Origin of the sequence: Bacteroides intestinalis DSM 17393 (assembly GCF_000172175.1) — a bacterium.
In the GTDB taxonomy this organism is placed as follows: domain Bacteria; phylum Bacteroidota; class Bacteroidia; order Bacteroidales; family Bacteroidaceae; genus Bacteroides; species Bacteroides intestinalis.
Genome location: NZ_ABJL02000007.1, coordinates 473,450 through 493,767 on the forward strand (window position 1 = coordinate 473,450; position 20,318 = coordinate 493,767).

Genomic DNA, 20,318 nt, shown 5'->3' on the forward strand with positions numbered 1-20,318 from the left:
ATATGTGTTATTTTAATAAAAGACTTATTTTCGCATACGTTTAAAGTGATGTGAAAGAGGAAATTATTCGTTTGTGGAACTTATACTTAAAATAGATAGTTATGGATTTAAGAAAGTATCTCTTTTCAGGAGTTATTCTCCAGGGGGTAGGCTTGTCCTTGTACGCTCAGACAGGTAAGCCCAATATTGTGGTGATAATGACAGATCAGCAGCGCGCGGATTTGTGTGGGCGTGAAGGTTTTCCGATGGAAATCACTCCGTACGTCGATGAATTGGCGCACCAAAATGCCTGGTTTGATAAAGCGTATACGGTTATGCCTGCCAGCAGTCCAGCACGTTGTTCTATGTTTACAGGCCGTTTTCCCAGTGCTACTCATGTGCGTACGAATCACAATGTACGTGATGTACACTATGCAAAAGATTTGGTAACTGTTTTGAAGGAGAACCATTATAAGACTGCTTTAGTGGGTAAGAATCATGGCTATTTGAGTTCGAAAGATATGGATTTCTGGTCTGAATATTCTCACTGGGGAAAGAATAAGCCGGTGACGGAGGGAGAACGTGCCGTTTCCGAATTCTTTAAAGAGTCTGTCGGACAGTGTCTGGAACCTTCGCCTATACCTGTCAAGGACCAACAGCCCGCAAGAATAGTGGATGAAGCTATAGAATGGATCGACAGCCAGAAGGATAATCCGTTCTTTGTCTGGGTTTCATTTCCCGAACCACATAATCCCTATCAAGTCTGTGAACCTTATTACTCGATGTTTGCACCGGATAAGCTTCCGCCAGTGAAGACTTCACGTCAGGATGCATTGAGGAAAGGGGAGAAGTACCAGATACTGGCAGAACTGGAAGATGCTTCTTGTCCTGATCTAGAGAAAGATATACCTCGATTAAGGGGAAATTATATGGGAATGATTCGCCTTATAGATGATCAGATAAAGCGACTGATTGAGGACTTGAAAGAAAAAGGACTTTTTGAGAAAACAATCATTGTAGTTCTGTCTGACCATGGTGATTATTGCGGTGAATACGGCTTAATTCGCAAAGGAGCAGGCTTGTCCGAGTCCCTGACCCGTATACCAATGGTTTGGGCCGGTTATCAGATAAAGAAACAGGCTAAAGCGATAGATGCGCATGTTTCATTGGCAGATCTTTTCCCTACTTTTTGTACGGTGATAGGTGATTCTATACCTGTAGGTGTGCAGGGACGGAGTTTGTGGCCGATGCTGACAGGTAAGAAATACCCGAAAGAGGAGTTTTCAAGTATAGTTGTGCAGTTGGGCTTCGGTGGTGAGGATGTGCCTTTGGATGATAAACTGACTTTTGAGCAGGAAGGTGCGCTGGGACATGATAAAGTGGCTCGTTTTGACGAACTGAATACCTGGACTCAGAGCGGAACTTCCCGAATGGTGCGTATGGGCGACTGGAAACTGGTCATGAACAGTTATGGAAGGGGAGAACTGTATAATCTGAAGAAAGACCCGTATGAAATTAATAACCTGTTTGGAAACTCAAAGTTTGTAAATAAGCAGAATGAGTTGTTGACAAAACTGGTGGCTTGGGAATTGCGTTTGCAGGATCCATTGCCACTGCCCCGACATCGTTATCATTTCAAACGGAATCCTTATAATTATCATTTTTCCGAGTGATTCATGACTGCACGGTTATGAATTAAGCCGACTATTTTCTTCTATTATAGCAATAACTCTTACAGGCATCTTTTATTTCACCGCCTGCCTATTGGGATATAGCTTACTAGGCACTTTTTATTCGTTCTACTATAGTATACTTTACGTTTTACTATAGTGGTTCGTAAGGAATGCTATAGTTATCCTTGCGAACCACTATAGTGGAACGAATAAAAAATAGGCAATGAAGAGGGTCTTATTGGGCAATGAAAGAAGTTCAAACAGCATTGTGGCAGAGAACCTACTTCGATGAAATGGGCTATTTTCATCGAAGTCTTTTCATAAACGACGGTTTCCTACATTTTTTAAAGTATTAAAGAGACGAATTTTTTATTTATTGAAGTATTTCTGCTATCGTTTGTCATCAGATTGAGCTATATTTGACGTGCGAATCTATCAAAAAACACAAAAATGAGGAAGAGAATAATAGCCCTTATTAGTTTTCTTTGCTATATCGTTTGTTGGACACAAGCAGCAGACGAACATTACTATTTCAAAAATCTTAGCATTAAGGATGGATTATCCCAAACTACAGTCAATGCGATCATGCAGGATAAAAAGGGATTTATGTGGTTCGGTACTAAGGGGGGACTGAGTAGATATGACGGTATGTCGTTCCGGAACTTCAAGCGTGATATGAACGACAATCATAGTTTGGGGAACAATTTCGTAACTTGTCTTTATGAAGATAATAAAGGGAATATCTGGGTTGGTACGGATGCCGGAGTGTATATTTATTATCCTGCCCGCGAGATCTTTGTTCCTTTTAACTTGCAAAGTAAGGAAAACACCCAAATCGACCGGACTGTTTCTGCAATTTCGGGAGATAAGGAAGGACGGGTTTGGATAGCTGTTGAAACACAAGGGCTATTTTGCTATGAGCCGCAAAAAGAACAGCTTCACAACTATACATTAAACAGCTTCTCAGCCAATGTTCAGAGTGTAACTTCTGATAATAGCGGGACTATTTGGGTTGGATTCTATGGCAGTGGCTTGTTCTATTCTAAAGATAATTTAAAAACACTTCATCCTTATCTTTCCCCGAAGGATGGTGAAGAAATTTTTAAAGATGATGTCATCATGAAGATTGTGCCGGGAGCCTATAATTGTATCTATATCAGTTCCATAAGAAAAGGGGTTCAGGAATTGAACCTTACTTCCGGTAATTTACGGAGTTTACTGTTGATGGATGAAACCGGTGAAATGGTATATAGCCGGGATTTGCTCGTCAACTCGGATAATGAATTGTGGATTGGTACAGAATCGGGAGTCTATATTTATAATCTTCGCACAGATAAGTATGTGCACTTGTATAGTTCTAAAGATGATCCTTATTCTTTGTCTGATAATGCTGTTTATTCGCTATGTGAGGATAGGGAAGGTGGTATCTGGGTAGGCTCATATTTTGGAGGAGTAGACTATTATCCAAAGTCTTACACCTATTTTGAGAAGTATTATCCGAAAGATGGGGATAATAATTTGCATGGTAAGCGGGTACGTGAGTTCTGCGAGGACAATAAAGGGATATTATGGATTGGTACTGAGGATGGCGGTTTGAATCGTTTTGATCCGAAGACAAAAACATTTTCTTTCTTTGCACCCAGTTTCGGATTTACCAATATTCATGGCTTATGTATGGTCGGTGATAAGTTGTGGGTTGGCACATTTTCTAAAGGATTGAAAATCGTAGATACCAATACCGGGAATATCTTGAAAACTTATCAGAAAAACGATTCTCCCCGTTCATTGATAGACAATAGTATCTTTGCTATTTGCAGAACAACAACAGGAGATATTTATCTGGGAACTATGTTCGGACTGTTGAGGTATAATGAACAGACAGATGATTTTGACAGAATAGAGGAGTTGGCCGGTAGGTTTGTATATGATATAAAAGAGGATTCGGGTGGTAATTTATGGTTGGCGACCTATGTGAACGGTGCTTATTGCTACAATGTTAGTGAAAAGAAATGGAAAAACTATGTACATAATGAAAGTAATAAAGAGAGTCTTCCTTATGACAAAGTTTTGAGTATTTTTGAAGATTCACATCGGCAAATCTGGTTGACTACACAAGGGGGAGGATTCTGCTTGTTCCATCCCGAAACGGAGACCTTTACCAGCTATAATTCATCCAATGGCCTGCCCAATGATGTGGTTTATCAAATTGTAGAGGATGCAGAAGGACTATTCTGGCTGACAACGAATAGCGGGTTAGTACGCTTTAATCCCGAAACAAAACAGGTAAAGGGTTATACAACGGCCAATGGCTTGCTTGGTGATCAATTTAACTACCGTTCCAGTTATAAGGATGAAACGGGCGCTATTTATCTGGGTAGTATTGATGGTTTTGTAGTATTTAATCCTAAAACATTTACTGAGAATAAAAGTTTGCCACCGGTAGTGATTACAGATTTCATGCTGTTCAATAAAGAAGTCCGTGCAGATGAAGAAAATACTCCTCTTGAAAAGAGCATTACTTTCTCGGATAGTATCACTCTTCAGGCTAATCAAAACTCATTTTCTTTTCGTATTGCAGCTCTTGGATATCAGGTGCCGAAAATGAATAAGCTGATGTATAGATTGGATGGTTTTGATAAAGACTGGATCACTGTGGGCGAAAGCCCTATTGTCACTTATTCCAATTTGTGGCATGGTGATTATGTGTTCCGCGTGAAAGCGTCTAATAGTGATGGTATTTGGGGGCCTGAAGAACATTTGCTATATATTCATATTCTTCCTCCTTTTTATCTTTCGTTCTGGGCATATTGCATTTATATATTGTTGTTTATTGTCGGTTCTGTATATGCCTTTTGGTATTTCAGGCAGCGTAGCAGCAGGCTGCATCGCCGTCAGCTCGAGAAGTTTGAGCAGGAAAAAGAACGCGAGATCTATAATGCTAAAATAGATTTCTTTACCAATGTGGCACATGAAATCCGGACTCCACTGACGTTGATTAAAGGGCCTTTGGAGAATATTCTTTTGAAAAAGCATTTGGATCCGGAGACTCACGAGGATCTGAACATTATGCAACATAATACGGAAAGATTACTGAATCTTACAAATCAGCTCCTGGATTTCAGGAAGGTAGAAAGTCAGGGCTATAGTTTGAATTTTACTAAATGTGATATTACCAATATCCTGGAAGAAACTTATATGCGTTTTAGTTCTCTTTCACGTCAGAAAGGCCTTGACTTTAATCTGGAGTTGCCCGAAGAGAATTTCTGCGCTCATGTGAATCGTGAAGCATTTACGAAGATTATCAGTAATCTTTTGAATAATGGGATGAAGTATGCCGATAGCTATATGCATATTAAGTTGGAAGTAGATGTAGAGACACAGGCATTTTATGTGGTGACAAAGAATGACGGAGTCATTATTCCCGATGAAATGAAAGAGGAGATTTTTCAGCCTTTTGTTCGTTTCAGTCAGAAGGAGGAAGGAAAGCTTGCTACAGGTGCGGGTATTGGCTTAGCTCTTTCCCGTTCTCTGGCAGAGCTCCATCGTGGAACCTTGGTTATGGCTCCGGGTGAAGATGCCAATGTCTTTGTCCTGACACTTCCTATCATTCAGGATACGGTGATTACTTTAGACTCTGATATGGAGAATATGGATGCAGAGTTACAAACAGAAGCATCCGGTGAGCAATATTCGGATGATAAATCGGAGGGAAAACAATCAAAAGAAAGCAAGCATACGGTTTTGGTTGTAGAAGATAACCCGGAAATGCTCGCTTTCATCGAACGTCAGTTGTCATCTCAATATGCTGTAGTTACGGCAACTAATGGTAGAGAGGCATTGGAAGCATTGGATCGTAATTTTGTGAATTTGGTGGTGAGTGATGTTGTCATGCCGTTAATGGATGGTTTTGAATTGTGCAAGACAATAAAGTCAAATGTGGGTTATAGTCATATTCCTGTTATACTCTTGACGGCTAAGACTAATATTCAGTCTAAGATTGAGGGTATGGAATTAGGGGCGGACTCGTATATTGAGAAACCTTTTTCACCGGAATATCTTTTGGCTGTGGTTTCTAATCTGATAAACAATCGGGAGAAGCTTCGCCGGGATTTTGCCAAATCTCCTTTTGTTGCAGTCAATACAATGGCACTGACCAAGGCTGATGAAGAATTCATCAAGAAACTGAATGAGATTATTCTTTCTAACTTGTCGAATCAGGAATTTAGTATGGACGATATGGCAGAAAGTCTGAATATGAGCCGTTCCAGCTTCTACCGTAAAATGAAAGGGGTATTGGATTTGAGTCCGAACGAATATTTGCGTATAGAACGTTTGAAACGTGCTGCCCAGTTATTAAAAGAAGGTGAAAGTCGTATTAATGAAATCTGCTATATGGTAGGGTTTAGTTCTTCTTCGTATTTCTCTAAATGTTTCCTGAAACAATTTGGAGTACTTCCGAAAGATTTTGCCGGATAAGGGGGAGATAGTACTTTTATTGGGAATAAAATTGTGACTTTTATGCGATTTTGAGATGTTTTTTCTATTTATTGGAATGCTTCTTCTCTATTGAGAAGATGCTGCGTGCTATCTTTGTAACCATCTCGTAAGAGATATACCATGATAACAATTATGTATTTCTTAATGTCTAATAAATAAAGAATTAACCTTATGTGTAAGAAGTCGTTATTATTACTGTTTTTGCTTCCTTTTCAGCTGGTGTTTGCCCAGACAAGTTTGTTGACTGATTTTCCTGAAGGATATACTCCCAAAGAAGTAGGTAAACGTCTGGCATATCATTTTGTAGATGGAAAGCACATGCTTCATATCGGAAAATGGATTAGCTATCCGGAGACTTTTACCTGGAATGGTGGATTGAAATTTGCCGCACTCACCAATGATCAAGAGCTTGTGAAGCTTTTGCAGAACAGATTTGAACTTCTGTTTACAACGGAAAAAGCTCTGTTGCCTATCAAGAATCATGTGGATGTGAATATGTTTGGCAGTTTACCTCTGGAACTGTATAAGATAACAAAAGATCAACGTTATTTGGATTTGGGCCTTCCTTATGCCGATACTCAATGGCAACTTCCTGAAAATGCAAAACCCAAAGAAAAAGAATGGGATCAGAAAGGATATTCCTGGCAAACTCGTTTGTGGATTGACGATATGTATATGATTACGATTGTACAGACTCAGGCTTATAGAGTTACCGGTGATCGTAAATATATAGACCGTGCTGCCAGAGAAATGGTGATGTATCTGGATGAATTGCAGTGTCCGAATGGTCTTTTCTATCATGCACCGGATGTTCCTTTCTATTGGGGTAGAGGTAATGGCTGGATGGCTGCCGGTATGGCAGAGCTGTTGAGTAGTTTGCCCGAAGATAGTGAATACCGTCCACGCATCCTGCATGGCTATCGCACTATGATGAAAAGCCTGAAAAAGTATCAGTCTTCCAATGGCTTGTGGCATCAGTTGTTGGATCATCCTGATTGCTGGATTGAAACCTCAGGGTCTGCCATGTTCACTTTCGCTTTCATTAAGGGTGTGAAGAATGGCTGGCTGGATGCTAAAGAATATGCACCTGCTGCCCGCAAGGCATGGATGGCTATGGTGAAGTACATAGATGAGAACAACAATGTAAAATCAGTTTGCGAGGGCACCAACAAAAAGAACGATAAGCAATACTACTATGATCGTAAACAAAATGTAGGCGATTATCATGGACAAGCTCCTTACCTTTGGTGTGCTGTTGCGCTTTTAGAAGAATAATTTCTGTTATTTTAGTAATCTTATATCGAAACCTTATTTATACTTATAAAATGAATATAAGCAGTTGGGCCAAAGCCCTTACCTTTGTTTTACTGTTGTTTTCCTATTCGACAGTAGTAACCGGACAAACGCAAGTGAATGATGTCAGAGGCTCTGAACGCATCTGGCTTGACTCGGATATTACCCATAATGGGGGCTATCAGTGGAAAATGATGAAGGCGGGAGACGTAACAGATCCCGGAGAGAAAGTATCTTTGTCTGATTATCCGACAACAAATTGGTTGCCTGCCATTGTGCCCGGTACGGTTCTGAATTCATTGGTGTACAACCAAAAATATCCTGAGCCTTATTATGGTATCAATAATAAAATCGAATCTAAATTAATACCGGATATTTCTGAAACCGGACGTGATTTCTATACCTATTGGTTCAGGACTGAATTTACAGTTCCTAAATCATTTGAAGGCAAGCATGTCTGGTTACAACTGGATGGCATTAACTATCGTGCTGAGGTGTGGGTGAATGGAAACCTGCTAAGCACGATTAAGGGCATGTTTTTGCAGGATTATATTGATGTGACCAGCTTTGTAAAAATAGACAAGAGCAATGCGTTGGCTATAAAAGTATATCCGGTGGATGTTCCGGGCAGTGCTAAACCAAAATCCTGGGGAGCAGTAGGCGAATTCCATAATGGTGGAAACGGAAACATTGGATTGAATACTACCATGCTGATGACTGTGGGTTGGGACTTCACTTTTATGGATGGCATTCGCGACCGTAATACAGGAATCTGGAAGAATATTTCTCTCTATTCTACCGGTAAAGTGGCATTGCGTCATCCTTTCGTGAAATCGGAATTACGCAAACCCGGTTACGACCAGGCACGCGAATTTGTATCGGTGGAAGTTGTGAATCCGACAACAGGTTTTAACCCTATTAATTGCACGGTGAAGGGTGAGATTCTTGGTGAAAATATAACTTTCGAGAAAAAAGTTAAAGTTATGCGTGGAGAAGATAAAGTTTTGTCTTTTTCTCCGGAAGAGTTCCCGCAATTAGTTATTAATTCCCCCCGTTTATGGTGGCCTGTGAATAAAGGGCCTCAGAACCTGTATGAGCTGAAAATGACTGTATCCATCGATGGGGTGGTGTGTGATTCGGTAAAAACGAAGTTTGGTATTCGTGAAATTACTTCTGATACGAATACACCTGATAAATCACGTGTCTTCTATGTAAATGGTAAACGTCTTTTTATCCGTGGAACAAACTGGATACCGGAGGCTATGTTGAGAACTTCCGATGAACGTACTTATGCTGAATTGAGATATAGCCTCCAGTCAGGAGTCAACCTTTTACGTATGTGGGGAGGGGGAATTGCTGAATCTGACTATTTCTTCCAGTTGTGTGACGAGATGGGATTATTGGTATGGCAGGAATTCTGGATGACAGGTGATACACGCCATCCGCACGATAAGGGCAACTATCTGAATAATGTGGAGTCTACCGTGAAGCGTATTCGTAATCATCCTTCTTTGGCTTATTATGTGGCTTCCAATGAGAGTACTGAGGTTACCGGTACCCCTGAATTATTGAATAAACTGGATGGTACGCGAGGTTATCAGATGCAGTCCGAATGTGCCGGAGTACATGACGGAAGTCCTTACAAGCAAGTGAATCCGATGCAGCACTATGAGAATACGGCATCTCCGCGTGGAAGCCGTGTCGATGGTTTCAATCCTGAATATGGTGCTCCTACACTTCCCACAGTGGAAATCCTTCGTGAGATGATGGATGAGAAAGACCTTTGGCCTATCAATAAGGAAGTGTGGGATTATCTGGATGGGAATGGTTTTCACCTGATGACTACCATGTATACTGATTTGGTAAATAACTATGGAAAGTCATCTTCCATTGATGAGTTTGCCCAAAAAGGACAACTGCTGGGTGCTATGAATTCTAAGAGTATCTGGGAAGTATGGAATTATAATAAATTGGATTACGGCGATCGTTTCTGTTCCGGACTTTTGTTCTGGTACCATAACTGTTCCATGCGTCAGGTTTCTTCCCGTATGTGGGATTGGTCTTTGGAACCCACAGCTTCGTTGTATCATACAGCTAATTCACTGGAACCGCTGCATGCTCAGTTTGACTATCTGAAAAATACAGTGTCCGTGGTGAACGATTACTATCGTGCCTTTACTGGTTATAAGGTGATAGCTCAGGTATATGATATAAATAGCAAGAAGGTTTTTGAAAAGTCTGCTTCTGTCGATTTGCCGGAAGATGGAGTTGCTAACGATGTGCTGACGATTCGTTTTCCTGAAAACATCTCTCAGGTTCACTTCATCAAATTAGTGTTGAAAGATGAAAAAGGCAAAGATGTTTCTTCCAACTTCTATTGGAGATCCAATGATAAGTATGAAGGCAGCAAGACCTTGACCGGGCCTACATCATCAGGCTTTGAGGATCTGAGTAAGTTGAAAGCAGCCAAAGTGAAGCTTTCCTACAAAACACGTCAGGCAGATGGACGCTATTTTGTGGACATTGTGATGAAGAATACGTCCAATGGTATTGCTTTTTTCAATCAGTTGCAATTTCTCAATTCCAAGATGAGCCCGATACGCCCGTCATTCTATTCAGATAACTTCTTCTCTTTGATTCCGGGTGAAAAGAAAACAGTCACCATTGAAACAGGGGAAGAGAAGTTGGCTGATGGGGCAGTCCTAGTGTTGAAAGGCTGGAATATAGATACTCAGAAGTATAAACTCAAATAAGATAATAGCGTGAAGGGATTCCATATCCTTATAGCTTTATTGCTACTCAGTTTGGGAGTGTCTGCTCAAAACCATTTTGATATTGTGGTGGTGGGCGGTAACCCCGGTGGCATTATGACGGCTATTGCAGCAGCCCGACAGGGCAAGACTTCAGTTATTCTGGAACGTACCCGGCATATTGGAGGACTTCCTGCCAACGGGCTGGGAGCAACGGATATTGCCACCCGGGAAGCGACTACCGGTCTGTTCCTGGAATTTACTTCCAGGATTAAGCGATATTATGCAGATCGTTATGGAGAAAACTCTCAACAGTTGAAGGACTGCAGTGATGGCTTCCATTTTGAACCGTCTGTTGCGACAACCATTTATCAGGATATGCTGAATGAGCATAAAGATAAGATTACTGTGCTCTTAATGCGGCAATTTGATGCTGAAAATCAGAATATCTCTATCAAGAACGGGCGTATTGAAAGTATCTGCATCTTGAATCGTGAGAATGGGAAGAAAGAGATTTATCAGGGTGATATGTTTGTAGATGCTACTTATGAAGGGGATTTGGGAGCAGCTGCCGGTGTGCCTTTTCGTATAGGAAGGGAAAGTAAAGCTGAATTTGGAGAACCCGGAGCCGGACGAGCTTATGAATATTGGAAAAGTCTGCCTGCCAGTGGTAGCACTGGGGAAGCGGACAATGCAGTTCAGGCATATAATTATCGGCTTTGTCTGACAAATGATCCTAAAATTCGAGTTCTTTTTCCGAAACCGACATCTTACAATAGGGATGAATATGTGCCATTAATTGAAGACGTATGGACCGGAAAGAATACTCAACGAGTTATGCTGAAAGTGACGGACGAGATGATGGAAGAAAATCGCCGTCATATTGCTGCAGGCAATCCAACCAAGCTACCCGGAGACAGTTGGGGAATCAGAAAGTTGAGCAGTATTGTGAAATTACCCAATCAAAAGACAGATGGCAATAACCAGCATGCTGCATTTATTTCTACCGATTTGCCTGAGGAGAATTGGCCGTGGCCCACTTCATCCTGGGAGTGGAGAGATAAGTTTGCCAAACGTTTAAAAGATTATACATTGGGGCTATTCTGGTTTGCTCAGAATGATCCGGAATTACCGGAACATTTCCGTAAAGCAATGTTGGAATGGGGATTGGCTAAAGATGAATATCAAGATAATGAATATTTTCCCCGGCAGGTTTATGTACGCGAAGGAAGACGCTTTGATGGAGTTTATTTCTTCACTGCTAAGGATGCTTTGCCCACAGCATCGGGTGAGCGCCCACCTTTGCATGCTAATAGTGTGACAGCCAGTCATTATGCACTCGATTCACATGCTGCCAGGAAAAGGGAAGCTGGGAGAGCACACTTGGATGGATTTATTAGCTATCCTACAGCTGTCTATACGGTACCATTGGGGGTTATTCTACCCCGAAATGTAGAAAATTTGCTGTTACCTGTACCTGTATCCGGCTCGCATATCGGTTTCTCCACATTGCGTATGGAGCCTTGCTGGATGGCGTTGGGACAGGCGGCAGGTATTGCTGCTTCGTTGGCAATTGACTGCAAAGTGCCTGTACAGGATGTAGATATGTCCAGATTACAAGATTTGTTGGTGGACCAGAAAGCAACGTTGATCTACTTTCGTGATTTACGACCGGAAGATCCTAACTTCCGCTTGGCGCAATATATGGGGCTGAGAGGATATCTGCCCGAATGGAATGCTAATTTGCACGGAGCGATTGATGAAGGAACGCTACAGGAATGGAGTGCATTATGTGGGTTTAAGCCCAAAGCTACTCTCGGAAAGACATCCAGACTGGAAGTTCTGACCATGATTTATAAGCGTATTTGTCAGTAAAACGATAACTTTAACCATGTAAAACAAAGAAATAAAATGAAATTAAAACTAATAATGGGTCTGATAGGAGTTCTGTCGTTTAGTAGTTTTTCTACTCTGCCTTCTTCAGATGATACCGACAAGAAACCACAAGAGAGTTGGGTGATTGGCCCGTTCTTACGTCCTGAGGGAGTTAACCCTGTATTGGTACCACAACCCGCCTCTTTCCATTGCCCGATGCGAAAAGAACAGGTGAAGTGGGAGGAGAGTGATGTCTTCAATCCAGCTGCCACCGTGAAAGACGGAAAGATTGTTGTGCTTTACCGTGCCGAAGATAATTCAGCACAAGGTATAGGTAAAAGAACTTCCCGTATAGGTTATGCCGAGAGTGCGGATGGAGTGACTATGAAGAGACTGGACAGTCCGGTACTTTTTCCCGGTGGAGATGAATTTGAAAGCATCGAATGTCCGGGTGGTTGTGAAGACCCGCGGGTAGCAATGACCGAAGACGGACTGTATGTAATGCTTTATACAGCATGGAACCGGAAGACTCCCCGTCTTGCTGTGGCTACTTCCAAGGATCTGAAAAACTGGACTAAGCATGGCCTTGCTTTTGAGAAGGCATATGACGGTCGTTTTGCCAGAATAGCAACGAAGTCAGCTTCTATTCTTACGAAGGTGAAAGGTGGAAAACTGGTTATCGATAAAGTGGATGGCAAGTACTTCATGTATTGGGGAGAATATGCCGTACACGCAGCTACTTCCGATAACCTGACGGACTGGTATCCTGTACTGGATGAGAACAATGAATTATTGAAGATAGCCAAGCCGCGTAACGGATACTTTGATAGCCAGATGACTGAATGTGGTCCTCCTGCCATCCGTACCAAACAAGGCATTGTATTGATGTATAATGGCAAGAATGACAAGAAGAGAGGGGATGTCAACTATCCGGCAGGCGCTTACTGTGCAGGTCAACTTCTGCTCGATTCCAAAGATCCTTATAAAGTATTGGGCCGCTTGGACAAACCTTTCTTCATGCCTGAAGCTCCTTTTGAGAAGAGCGGACAGTATAAAGACGGAACCGTTTTTATCGAAGGATTGGCCTATTATAAGAAGAAGCTATATCTTTATTACGGCTGTGCAGACTCTAAAGTGGCAGTGGCTATATGTGATGATATAAAGCGGCTATTGAAAGTGAAGTAGTGGTATCGGATACCTCAAAGAGTGTGAATTATTATAGTTTTAACAGATAGAACCAAATTGTTATGTACAAGAAAGCATTTACATTATTATTATTATTATTTTCTTTTCAGTTATTAATTGCTCAGAAGAGTCTGCTGAAGAATTTTCCCGAAGGGTATACCCCCGATGAAATCGGTAGACGCATTTCCTATCGTTTTGTAACCGAGAAACATGCATTACATGCCGGAAAATGGATTGGTTATCCCGAAACCTTCTATTGGAACGGTTCTCTTAAATATGCGGCAGCAGCTAAAGATAAAGCACTTATCAAGCTTTTGCAAGCCCGGTTTGAGCATTTGTTTACTACTGAAAAGGCACTGTTGCCTATCAAGAATCATGTCGATTTAAACATGTTCGGCAGCTTGCCTTTGGAACTTTATTGGGTGACGAAGGATGAACGCTATAAAGAAGTGGGATTGCCTTATGCTGATACTCAATGGGAAGTTCCCGAAGATGCTAAACCTGAAGAGAAAGCGTGGGCGGAGAAGGGTTATTCATGGCAAACACGCCTTTGGATTGACGATATGTATATGATTACTATTGTGCAGACGCATGCCTACAAAGTGACCAATGACAGCAAATATATAGATCGTGCAGCTAAAGAAATGGTGATGTATCTGGATGAATTACAACGTCCCAATGGTCTCTTCTATCATGCACCGGATGTACCCTTCTACTGGGGACGTGGAAACGGATGGATGGCAGCAGGTATGACAGAGTTGCTTCGTTACTTACCTAAGAATCACAAAGACCGTCCCCGCATCATGGAAGGTTATCTGACTATGATGAAGAGTCTGAAGGAATATCAGAATCCGGAAGGACTGTGGAACCAATTGCTGGATGATCCTGAATGCTGGACTGAAACATCAGGCTCTGCTATGTTTACTTTTGCTTTTATTACGGGTGTAAAGAACGGTTGGCTGGATGCCAAAGAGTATGCGCCCGCAGCTCGCAAGGCATGGATGGCTTTAGTGAATTATCTGACCGAGAAGAATCAGGTAAGAGAGATTTGTGTAGGTACCAATAAGAAGAATGACAAACAATACTATTATGATCGTCCGCGTCGTACCGGTGATTTTCATGCACAAGGCCCTTACCTTTGGTGTGTAGTTGCCCTGATGGAGAAATAATTCATAATTATCGATAAAGCATGAGAATTTTTAAATCTATTTTATTAGGAGGCATGTTGCTGCTGAGTTCCTCGGCAGCACTGGCTCAGGTTTCGCTATCACAGAATAGTAGCGGATCTAATGTGTTTAGTCTCGTTGGCAAGAAGGATAAAGCCTGCGTGTACTATGACGCAAAAGACTTTGAAGTTGTAAAGACTACGGCAGGACTATTTGCAAATGATGTGAAAGAGGTGAGTGGACAGCTTTTGGGCGTTGCTACTACCAAAGAAGCGCCTCAAAAGAACTGTATTATCATCGGTACCTTGGGTTATAATGAGTGGATCGACCAGATGATTGCAAAGAAGAAACTGGATGTAGAACCTTTGAAGAATCGTTGGGAAAGCTATCTGGTACAGCTTGTGCGCAATCCGCTTCCGGGTGTGGACAAAGCGTTGGTAATTGTAGGTAGCGACCGCAGAGGTACTGCTTACGGGTTGCTTTCTGTATCAAGAACTATCGGTGTGTCTCCTTGGTACTGGTGGGCGGATGCTCCTATCATAAAGAAGGATCAGTTACACCTGAGAGTAGACAAGTATATTTCTAAAGAACCTACAGTGAAGTACAGAGGTATCTTCATCAATGATGAAGACTGGGGACTTTACCGTTGGTCAAGAGATAACTTCGAGAAAGAATTGGGCAATTTCGGTCCTCGGACTTATGCCAAAGTTTGTGAGCTTTTGCTTCGGCTTCAGGCCAACTATTTGTGTCCGGCTATGCACGATGCATCTATGGCATTCCACCGGATTCCGGAGAACAGGGTGGTTGCAGACCGCTTTGCTATCCTTATGGGAGCTTCCCACTGCGAACCGTTATTATTTAATACGGCAAGTGAATGGAAACGCGATAAGATGGGCGAATGGGATTACATCAATAATAAAAAAGGTGTAGACAGCGTGCTCAATGTCCGTGTGAAGGAATGCGCTCCTTTTGAAAATGTATATACGCTGGCATTGCGCGGACTGCATGACAGAGCCATGAATGCAAGCAATGATATGGGTGATAGAAAGGATATGCTTCAGGAAGCTCTGATGGCGCAAAGGCAGATGTTGATCGATGCAATCGGTAAACCGGGAGAAGAAATTCCCCAGGCATTTACTCCTTATAAGGAGGTACTGGACGTATATGATGAAGGTTTGGAACTACCGGATGATGTAACTATCATTTGGCCGGATGATAATTACGGTTATATGAAACGTTTGAGTAGCCCGAAAGAACAGAAACGTTCGGGTCGTTCGGGTGTATATTATCACTCTTCTTATCTTGGCAAGCCTCACGATCACCTTTGGATGAATACGGTTTCTCCTACATTGATGTATGAAGAACTTCGTAAAGCCTATGATGCAACAGCCGACCGCATCTGGTTACTGAATGCCGGTGACATTAAGTCATGTGAATTCGCAGTGGATTACTTCCTGACAATGGCTTTCGATATTGATGCTTTCAACTTTGAAAGAGCAGCCAATTATCGTACAGAATGGTTGTGTGGAATGTTGGGCGACCAATACCGCAATGAGTATCAGGATGTAGTCAATTCTTTCTATAAGCTGGCTTTTGCACGTAAACCCGAATTTATGGGATGGGGTTACCAGTGGACGACTGATAAACATGGTAGAGAACGGAATACGGATACGGACTTCTCACTGACCAACTATCGTGAAGTGGACAACCGTTTGAGCGAATACCGCCGTATTGGAGGTATCGTAGAGAATATTCTGAATAATATGTCCGATGAGAAACAGAAAGCATGTTTCTATCAGTCATTATATTATCCGGTAAAGGGATGCGAACTGTTGAACAGAATGGTACTGGACGGACAAAGAAACCGTTGGTATGCTATTCAGCAAAGAGCATCGGCTAAGGATTTGAAGAAATCAGCAAAAGCTTGTTATGACAGTCTGGAAGTTATAACCAAAGGATATAACTCACTGCTCGACGGTAAATGGAATCATGTGATGACCATGAAGCAAGGATTTGCGGCTGCTTATTTTGAACTTCCGAAGTTGAGAGATGTTGAACTGGCTCCTGCAGCCTCTCTGGGTGTAATGGCCGAGGGTGAGGCAGTATTGAAAGGTCTGCAAAGCTTCCATTCATTGCCATGTTTCAATACTTACCTGCGCCAATCTTACTATATAGATGTATTCAATAAAGGTGCTACTCCGTTGAAATGGAAAACATCTGTAACAAACGATTGGATTTTGGTAAGCAAGAAGTCCGGAGAGACAGCTACCGAAGAGCGTATTGAAGTTTCCATTGACTGGGCAAAGGTTCCGGCTGGTGAAAGAATCCTTGGTACATTGGATATTATGTCCGACCGTGGTGAGAAAGAAACTGTTTATATCTCCGTCTTTAATCCTACATCTCCTTCATTGGCCGAAATGGACACTCTGTTTGTAGAGAACAATGGGTATGTTGCGATGGATGCGGCAAGTTTCCACCGTAAGGTAGAGAATGATGATATTAAGATGATTGTGATTCCGAACTTGGGATTTGAGAATACAGCTGTTCAGTTGGGTAATCCTATGGCAAAGGCACAGCGTACGGCGGGACGTAATACACCGCGTCTGGAATATGATTTCTATACTTTTGAACAGGGATCGGTAGATGTTTACACCTATGTACTTCCTACTTTCCCCATAAGCAAGGATAGAGGATATGCCGGACATGAAGCAACTAATGTTGAGACTAAATATGGCGTATGTATCGATGAGGGTCCCGTTATGAATCCGTCTACTTCTTCCTTTGAATATGCTCAGATCTGGTATGAGAGCGTATTGAAGAATTGCAGAATCAATAAGACCACCCTTCATATAGACAAGCCGGGCAAGCATACAGTGAAAATCATCTGTGGAGATGCCGGAACCGTTTTGCAGAAGGTTGTATTGGACTTTGGTGGTATGAAGCGTTCTTATATGGGACCGCGACCTACCAGAAAGGAATAAAAGAGGGATAAGGTGGTAGAGTGATAGATCACTCTACCACCTTATCACATTTTGTTCATAACCCGATAAAAATGAATCAATCTATGTTTTTGTGTGTAATTTTTATTTCTTGTCTTGTTACCTTTTCCACCACCATTCCCCCCTCTCAGATACCTTCTGGATGGGGGCACAATGAGTCAGGGACTGAAAGGCATTCAGTCAGTGAGTGAAAGGCATTCAGTCCCTGACTGAATCAGATTCATTCAACGAGTCGGAAGAGTAGCTGCAGGAAAGGAAGAAACTTACGAACTTTTTGTAAGTATAGTTGCTAACTGATGAAATATACGATGAATCATTATTTAACCCCTGATTCGCATAAATATCAATATTACTATGATGAAAAAGTTAATACTTGCCTTTTGTATGTTACAAGGTATCTTGTTATCGTTGGGAGCTCAGGATATGCATCAGAACATAGCATATGCTGACAACCATGTGCGCTTTACGGTTATCTCAGATGGAACACTCCGTTTAGAGTATGCTCCGGCTGGCAAATTTGTAGATAACAAATCTTTTGTTGCGGTGAACCGCCTCTATCCGGATGTAGACTACAAGCTGAAGTCAAAAGGGGCGTGGATTGAAATAACGACTTCTAAGATGAGGATGCGTTATAAAAAAGACAGTGGTCAGTTTACCGGAGACAATCTAGTGATTGAAGCGGTGAAAGGGGCATTTCCATTCACTTGGAAGCCCGGAGTGCAGCAAAAAGGAAATCTGAAAGGTACTTACCGCACTCTGGACGGAATGGATGGTGAGACGCAAACTCAAACTTGGGTAGCTGATACCAAGAAAGGGGAACAACTGAAGTTGGAAGACGGTTTGCTGGCTACCGACGGTTGGTCTTTTATTGATGATTCACAAGGACTTCTGTTCGATAACGATCCGGATTGGGAGTGGGCGAAAGAACGTCCCGCCAACGGAGGGCAGGACTGGTATTTCATGGCTTACGGGCATGATTACAAGCAAGCTCTGAAAGACTACACTCTCTTTGCAGGTAAGATGCCGTTGCCTCCCCGCTATGCGTTTGGCTATTGGTGGTTGCGCTATTGGTTGTATTCTGATAAAGAGTTCCGTAACCTGATTGATAATTTTAATACTTATCAGATTCCTTTGGATGTGTTGGTGGTAGATATGGACTGGCATTATACCGAGAAGGGTAAAGGAGGCTGGACCGGTTGGACTTGGAACAGGGATTTATTTCCGAATCCCCAAGGTTTCTTGAAATATCTGAAACAGAATGACCTGAAAATTACTCTCAATCTGCATCCGGCAGACGGAGTGGCTGCATACGAAGAAAACTATACGGAGATGGCGAAAGACATGGGGGTCGATCCTGAGACAAAGAAGACGATTCCCTGGGTTAATTCCGATAAAAAGTTCATCCGGAGTATGTTTAAGAATATACTGGGTCCGATGGAGAAAGATGGAGTAGACTTCTGGTGGCTGGACTGGCAGCAGGGAATGTTTGACCCGAAGATGAAGAATCTGAGTAATACGTGGTGGATCAATTACGCATTCTTTAGTGATATGGAAAAGCGCCGGGAGACTCGCCCGATGTTATATCACCGTTGGGGAGGATTAGGAAACCATCGTTATCAGGTAGGCTTTTCCGGTGATGCGGTGATCTCTTGGAAATCATTGGATTTTCAGCCTTATTTCAATTCTACTGCCTCTAATGTGCTGTATGGCTATTGGAGCCATGATTTAGGAGGACATATCGGTAGTCAGATAGATCCCGAAATGTATACCCGTTGGTTACAATTCGGAGCATTAAGCCCGATTATGCGTACGCACTCTCAGAAAGGGGCTAAATTGAATAAAGAACCTTGGGTGTTCAACAAGGAATATTGTGACATCATTCGTGAAACGATTCGCCAACGCTATGTGATGGCTCCTTATATTTATACGATGGCCCGCAAGGGGTATGATGACGGAATTTCACTCTGCCGCCCCATGTATTATGATTATCCAGAAAATAAGGAAGCCTATGAGTTCCGAAATGAATATATGTTCGGAGATGATGTGCTGGTTATGCCGGTCACTGCTCCGGTAGAGAATGACTATGCACAGGTGCGTGTATGGTTGCCGGAAGGAGAATGGTATGAATGGCATACAGGTGCTTTGCTGAAAGGGAATCAGATTGTGGAACGCTCTTTTGCCGTTGATGAATATCCGATTTATATAAAGGCAGGTGCCATATTGCCCATGTATCTGGATAATGTGATGAATCTGAATGGCAATGACGAAGAGATGGCAGTAACGGTTTTCCCTGGTGGAGGCGATACTGCCGAGTTCAAGTTGTACGAAGATAATGGTAATGATAAGAATTATGCATCCGAATATGCTGTGACTAAGTTGAGTTCTGTCCGCAATGGTAATGAACAAACGCTTGTGATAGGTAAACGTGAGGGTGCTTATAAGGACATGCCTCTTGTCCGCCCGTTTAAAGTGAAGGTGCTTTCTTCTCTTATTCCCCAGTCTGTTACGGTGAATGGACATCCGGCTAAATACCAGTACTCAGGTGAAGATTTTGCCCTTTTGATCGATGTTCCTGCTCAGGCTTGCGATCAGGAAAAGGTGGTTAAAATCGTTTATCCGTCTGAAAAGGTCGATCTGAATGGACTTCTTGGAGCATCCCGAAGAATAGCGAAGAGTATGGAACAACTGAAATATCGTAATTCATACATTGTCTTTAAAGAAGAGTTTGGTAAAATGGGAAGTTTGAGTGAAGCAGTGACCTATGCTCCCTCCGAAATGCCCGCTTTGATCGCTGATTTCTGGAAAAGTTATAATGAACTGCCTGCAGTGTTGGAACGACAAGGAATGAAAAGTGATCTTGCAACATGGTTTTTGCAATCTGTTTGTTGGAGCAAGCGATAA

The 20,318-nt window shown here is 42.2% G+C and carries 9 protein-coding genes; all 9 read left to right on the forward strand.

The window, feature by feature from the left end; all coding sequences use genetic code 11:
• The first annotated feature begins 101 nt into the window (after positions 1–101).
• Positions 102–1,652: a sulfatase family protein gene (locus BACINT_RS05810; RefSeq protein ID WP_007661322.1), complete on the forward strand. Its 1,551-nt coding sequence runs from the start codon at positions 102–104 to the stop codon at positions 1,650–1,652.
• A 450-nt stretch (positions 1,653–2,102) separates the two neighbouring features.
• Positions 2,103–6,128: a hybrid sensor histidine kinase/response regulator transcription factor gene (locus tag BACINT_RS05815; RefSeq protein WP_007661323.1), complete on the forward strand. Its 4,026-nt coding sequence runs from the start codon at positions 2,103–2,105 to the stop codon at positions 6,126–6,128.
• A 192-nt stretch (positions 6,129–6,320) separates the two neighbouring features.
• The gene (locus BACINT_RS05820) at positions 6,321–7,424 is read left to right on the forward strand and encodes a glycoside hydrolase family 88/105 protein (protein WP_007661325.1); all 1,104 of its coding nucleotides are present in this window, start codon (positions 6,321–6,323) and stop codon (positions 7,422–7,424) included.
• Between the two features lie 50 nt (positions 7,425–7,474).
• Positions 7,475–10,195 (forward strand): glycoside hydrolase family 2 protein, encoded by a 2,721-nt coding sequence (locus BACINT_RS05825; RefSeq protein WP_007661326.1) that lies wholly within the window; start codon positions 7,475–7,477, stop codon positions 10,193–10,195.
• Positions 10,196–10,204: 9 nt separating this feature from the next.
• Positions 10,205–12,067: an FAD-dependent oxidoreductase gene (locus tag BACINT_RS05830; protein WP_007661327.1), complete on the forward strand. Its 1,863-nt coding sequence runs from the start codon at positions 10,205–10,207 to the stop codon at positions 12,065–12,067.
• Positions 12,068–12,103: 36 nt separating this feature from the next.
• Positions 12,104–13,252 (forward strand): glycoside hydrolase family 130 protein, encoded by a 1,149-nt coding sequence (locus tag BACINT_RS05835; RefSeq protein WP_007661330.1) that lies wholly within the window; start codon positions 12,104–12,106, stop codon positions 13,250–13,252.
• Positions 13,253–13,314: 62 nt separating this feature from the next.
• The gene (locus BACINT_RS05840; RefSeq protein ID WP_007661334.1) at positions 13,315–14,421 is read left to right on the forward strand and encodes a glycoside hydrolase family 88/105 protein; all 1,107 of its coding nucleotides are present in this window, start codon (positions 13,315–13,317) and stop codon (positions 14,419–14,421) included.
• 20 nt (positions 14,422–14,441) lie between these two features.
• Positions 14,442–17,399 carry a glycosyl hydrolase 115 family protein gene (locus BACINT_RS05845; RefSeq protein WP_007661336.1) on the forward strand — a complete coding sequence of 986 codons (2,958 nt, stop codon included), beginning with the start codon at positions 14,442–14,444 and terminating at the stop codon, positions 17,397–17,399.
• A gap of 372 nt (positions 17,400–17,771) precedes the next feature.
• Positions 17,772–20,318, forward strand: a complete 2,547-nt coding sequence (locus BACINT_RS05850) for a glycoside hydrolase family 31 protein (protein WP_007661337.1) — start codon at positions 17,772–17,774, stop codon at positions 20,316–20,318.

Bases quoted from the DNA above. Each gene is read 5' to 3' on its own strand.
- BACINT_RS05840 (WP_007661334.1), top strand. From the start codon at position 13,315: ATGTACAAGAAAGCATTTACATTATTATTATTATTATTTTCTTTTCAG.
- BACINT_RS05810 (WP_007661322.1), top strand. From the start codon at position 102: ATGGATTTAAGAAAGTATCTCTTTTCAGGAGTTATTCTCCAGGGGGTA.
- BACINT_RS05825 (WP_007661326.1), top strand. From the start codon at position 7,475: ATGAATATAAGCAGTTGGGCCAAAGCCCTTACCTTTGTTTTACTGTTG.
- BACINT_RS05845 (WP_007661336.1), top strand. From the start codon at position 14,442: ATGAGAATTTTTAAATCTATTTTATTAGGAGGCATGTTGCTGCTGAGT.
- BACINT_RS05815 (WP_007661323.1), top strand. From the start codon at position 2,103: ATGAGGAAGAGAATAATAGCCCTTATTAGTTTTCTTTGCTATATCGTT.
- BACINT_RS05820 (WP_007661325.1), top strand. From the start codon at position 6,321: ATGTGTAAGAAGTCGTTATTATTACTGTTTTTGCTTCCTTTTCAGCTG.
- BACINT_RS05835 (WP_007661330.1), top strand. From the start codon at position 12,104: ATGAAATTAAAACTAATAATGGGTCTGATAGGAGTTCTGTCGTTTAGT.
- BACINT_RS05850 (WP_007661337.1), top strand. From the start codon at position 17,772: ATGATGAAAAAGTTAATACTTGCCTTTTGTATGTTACAAGGTATCTTG.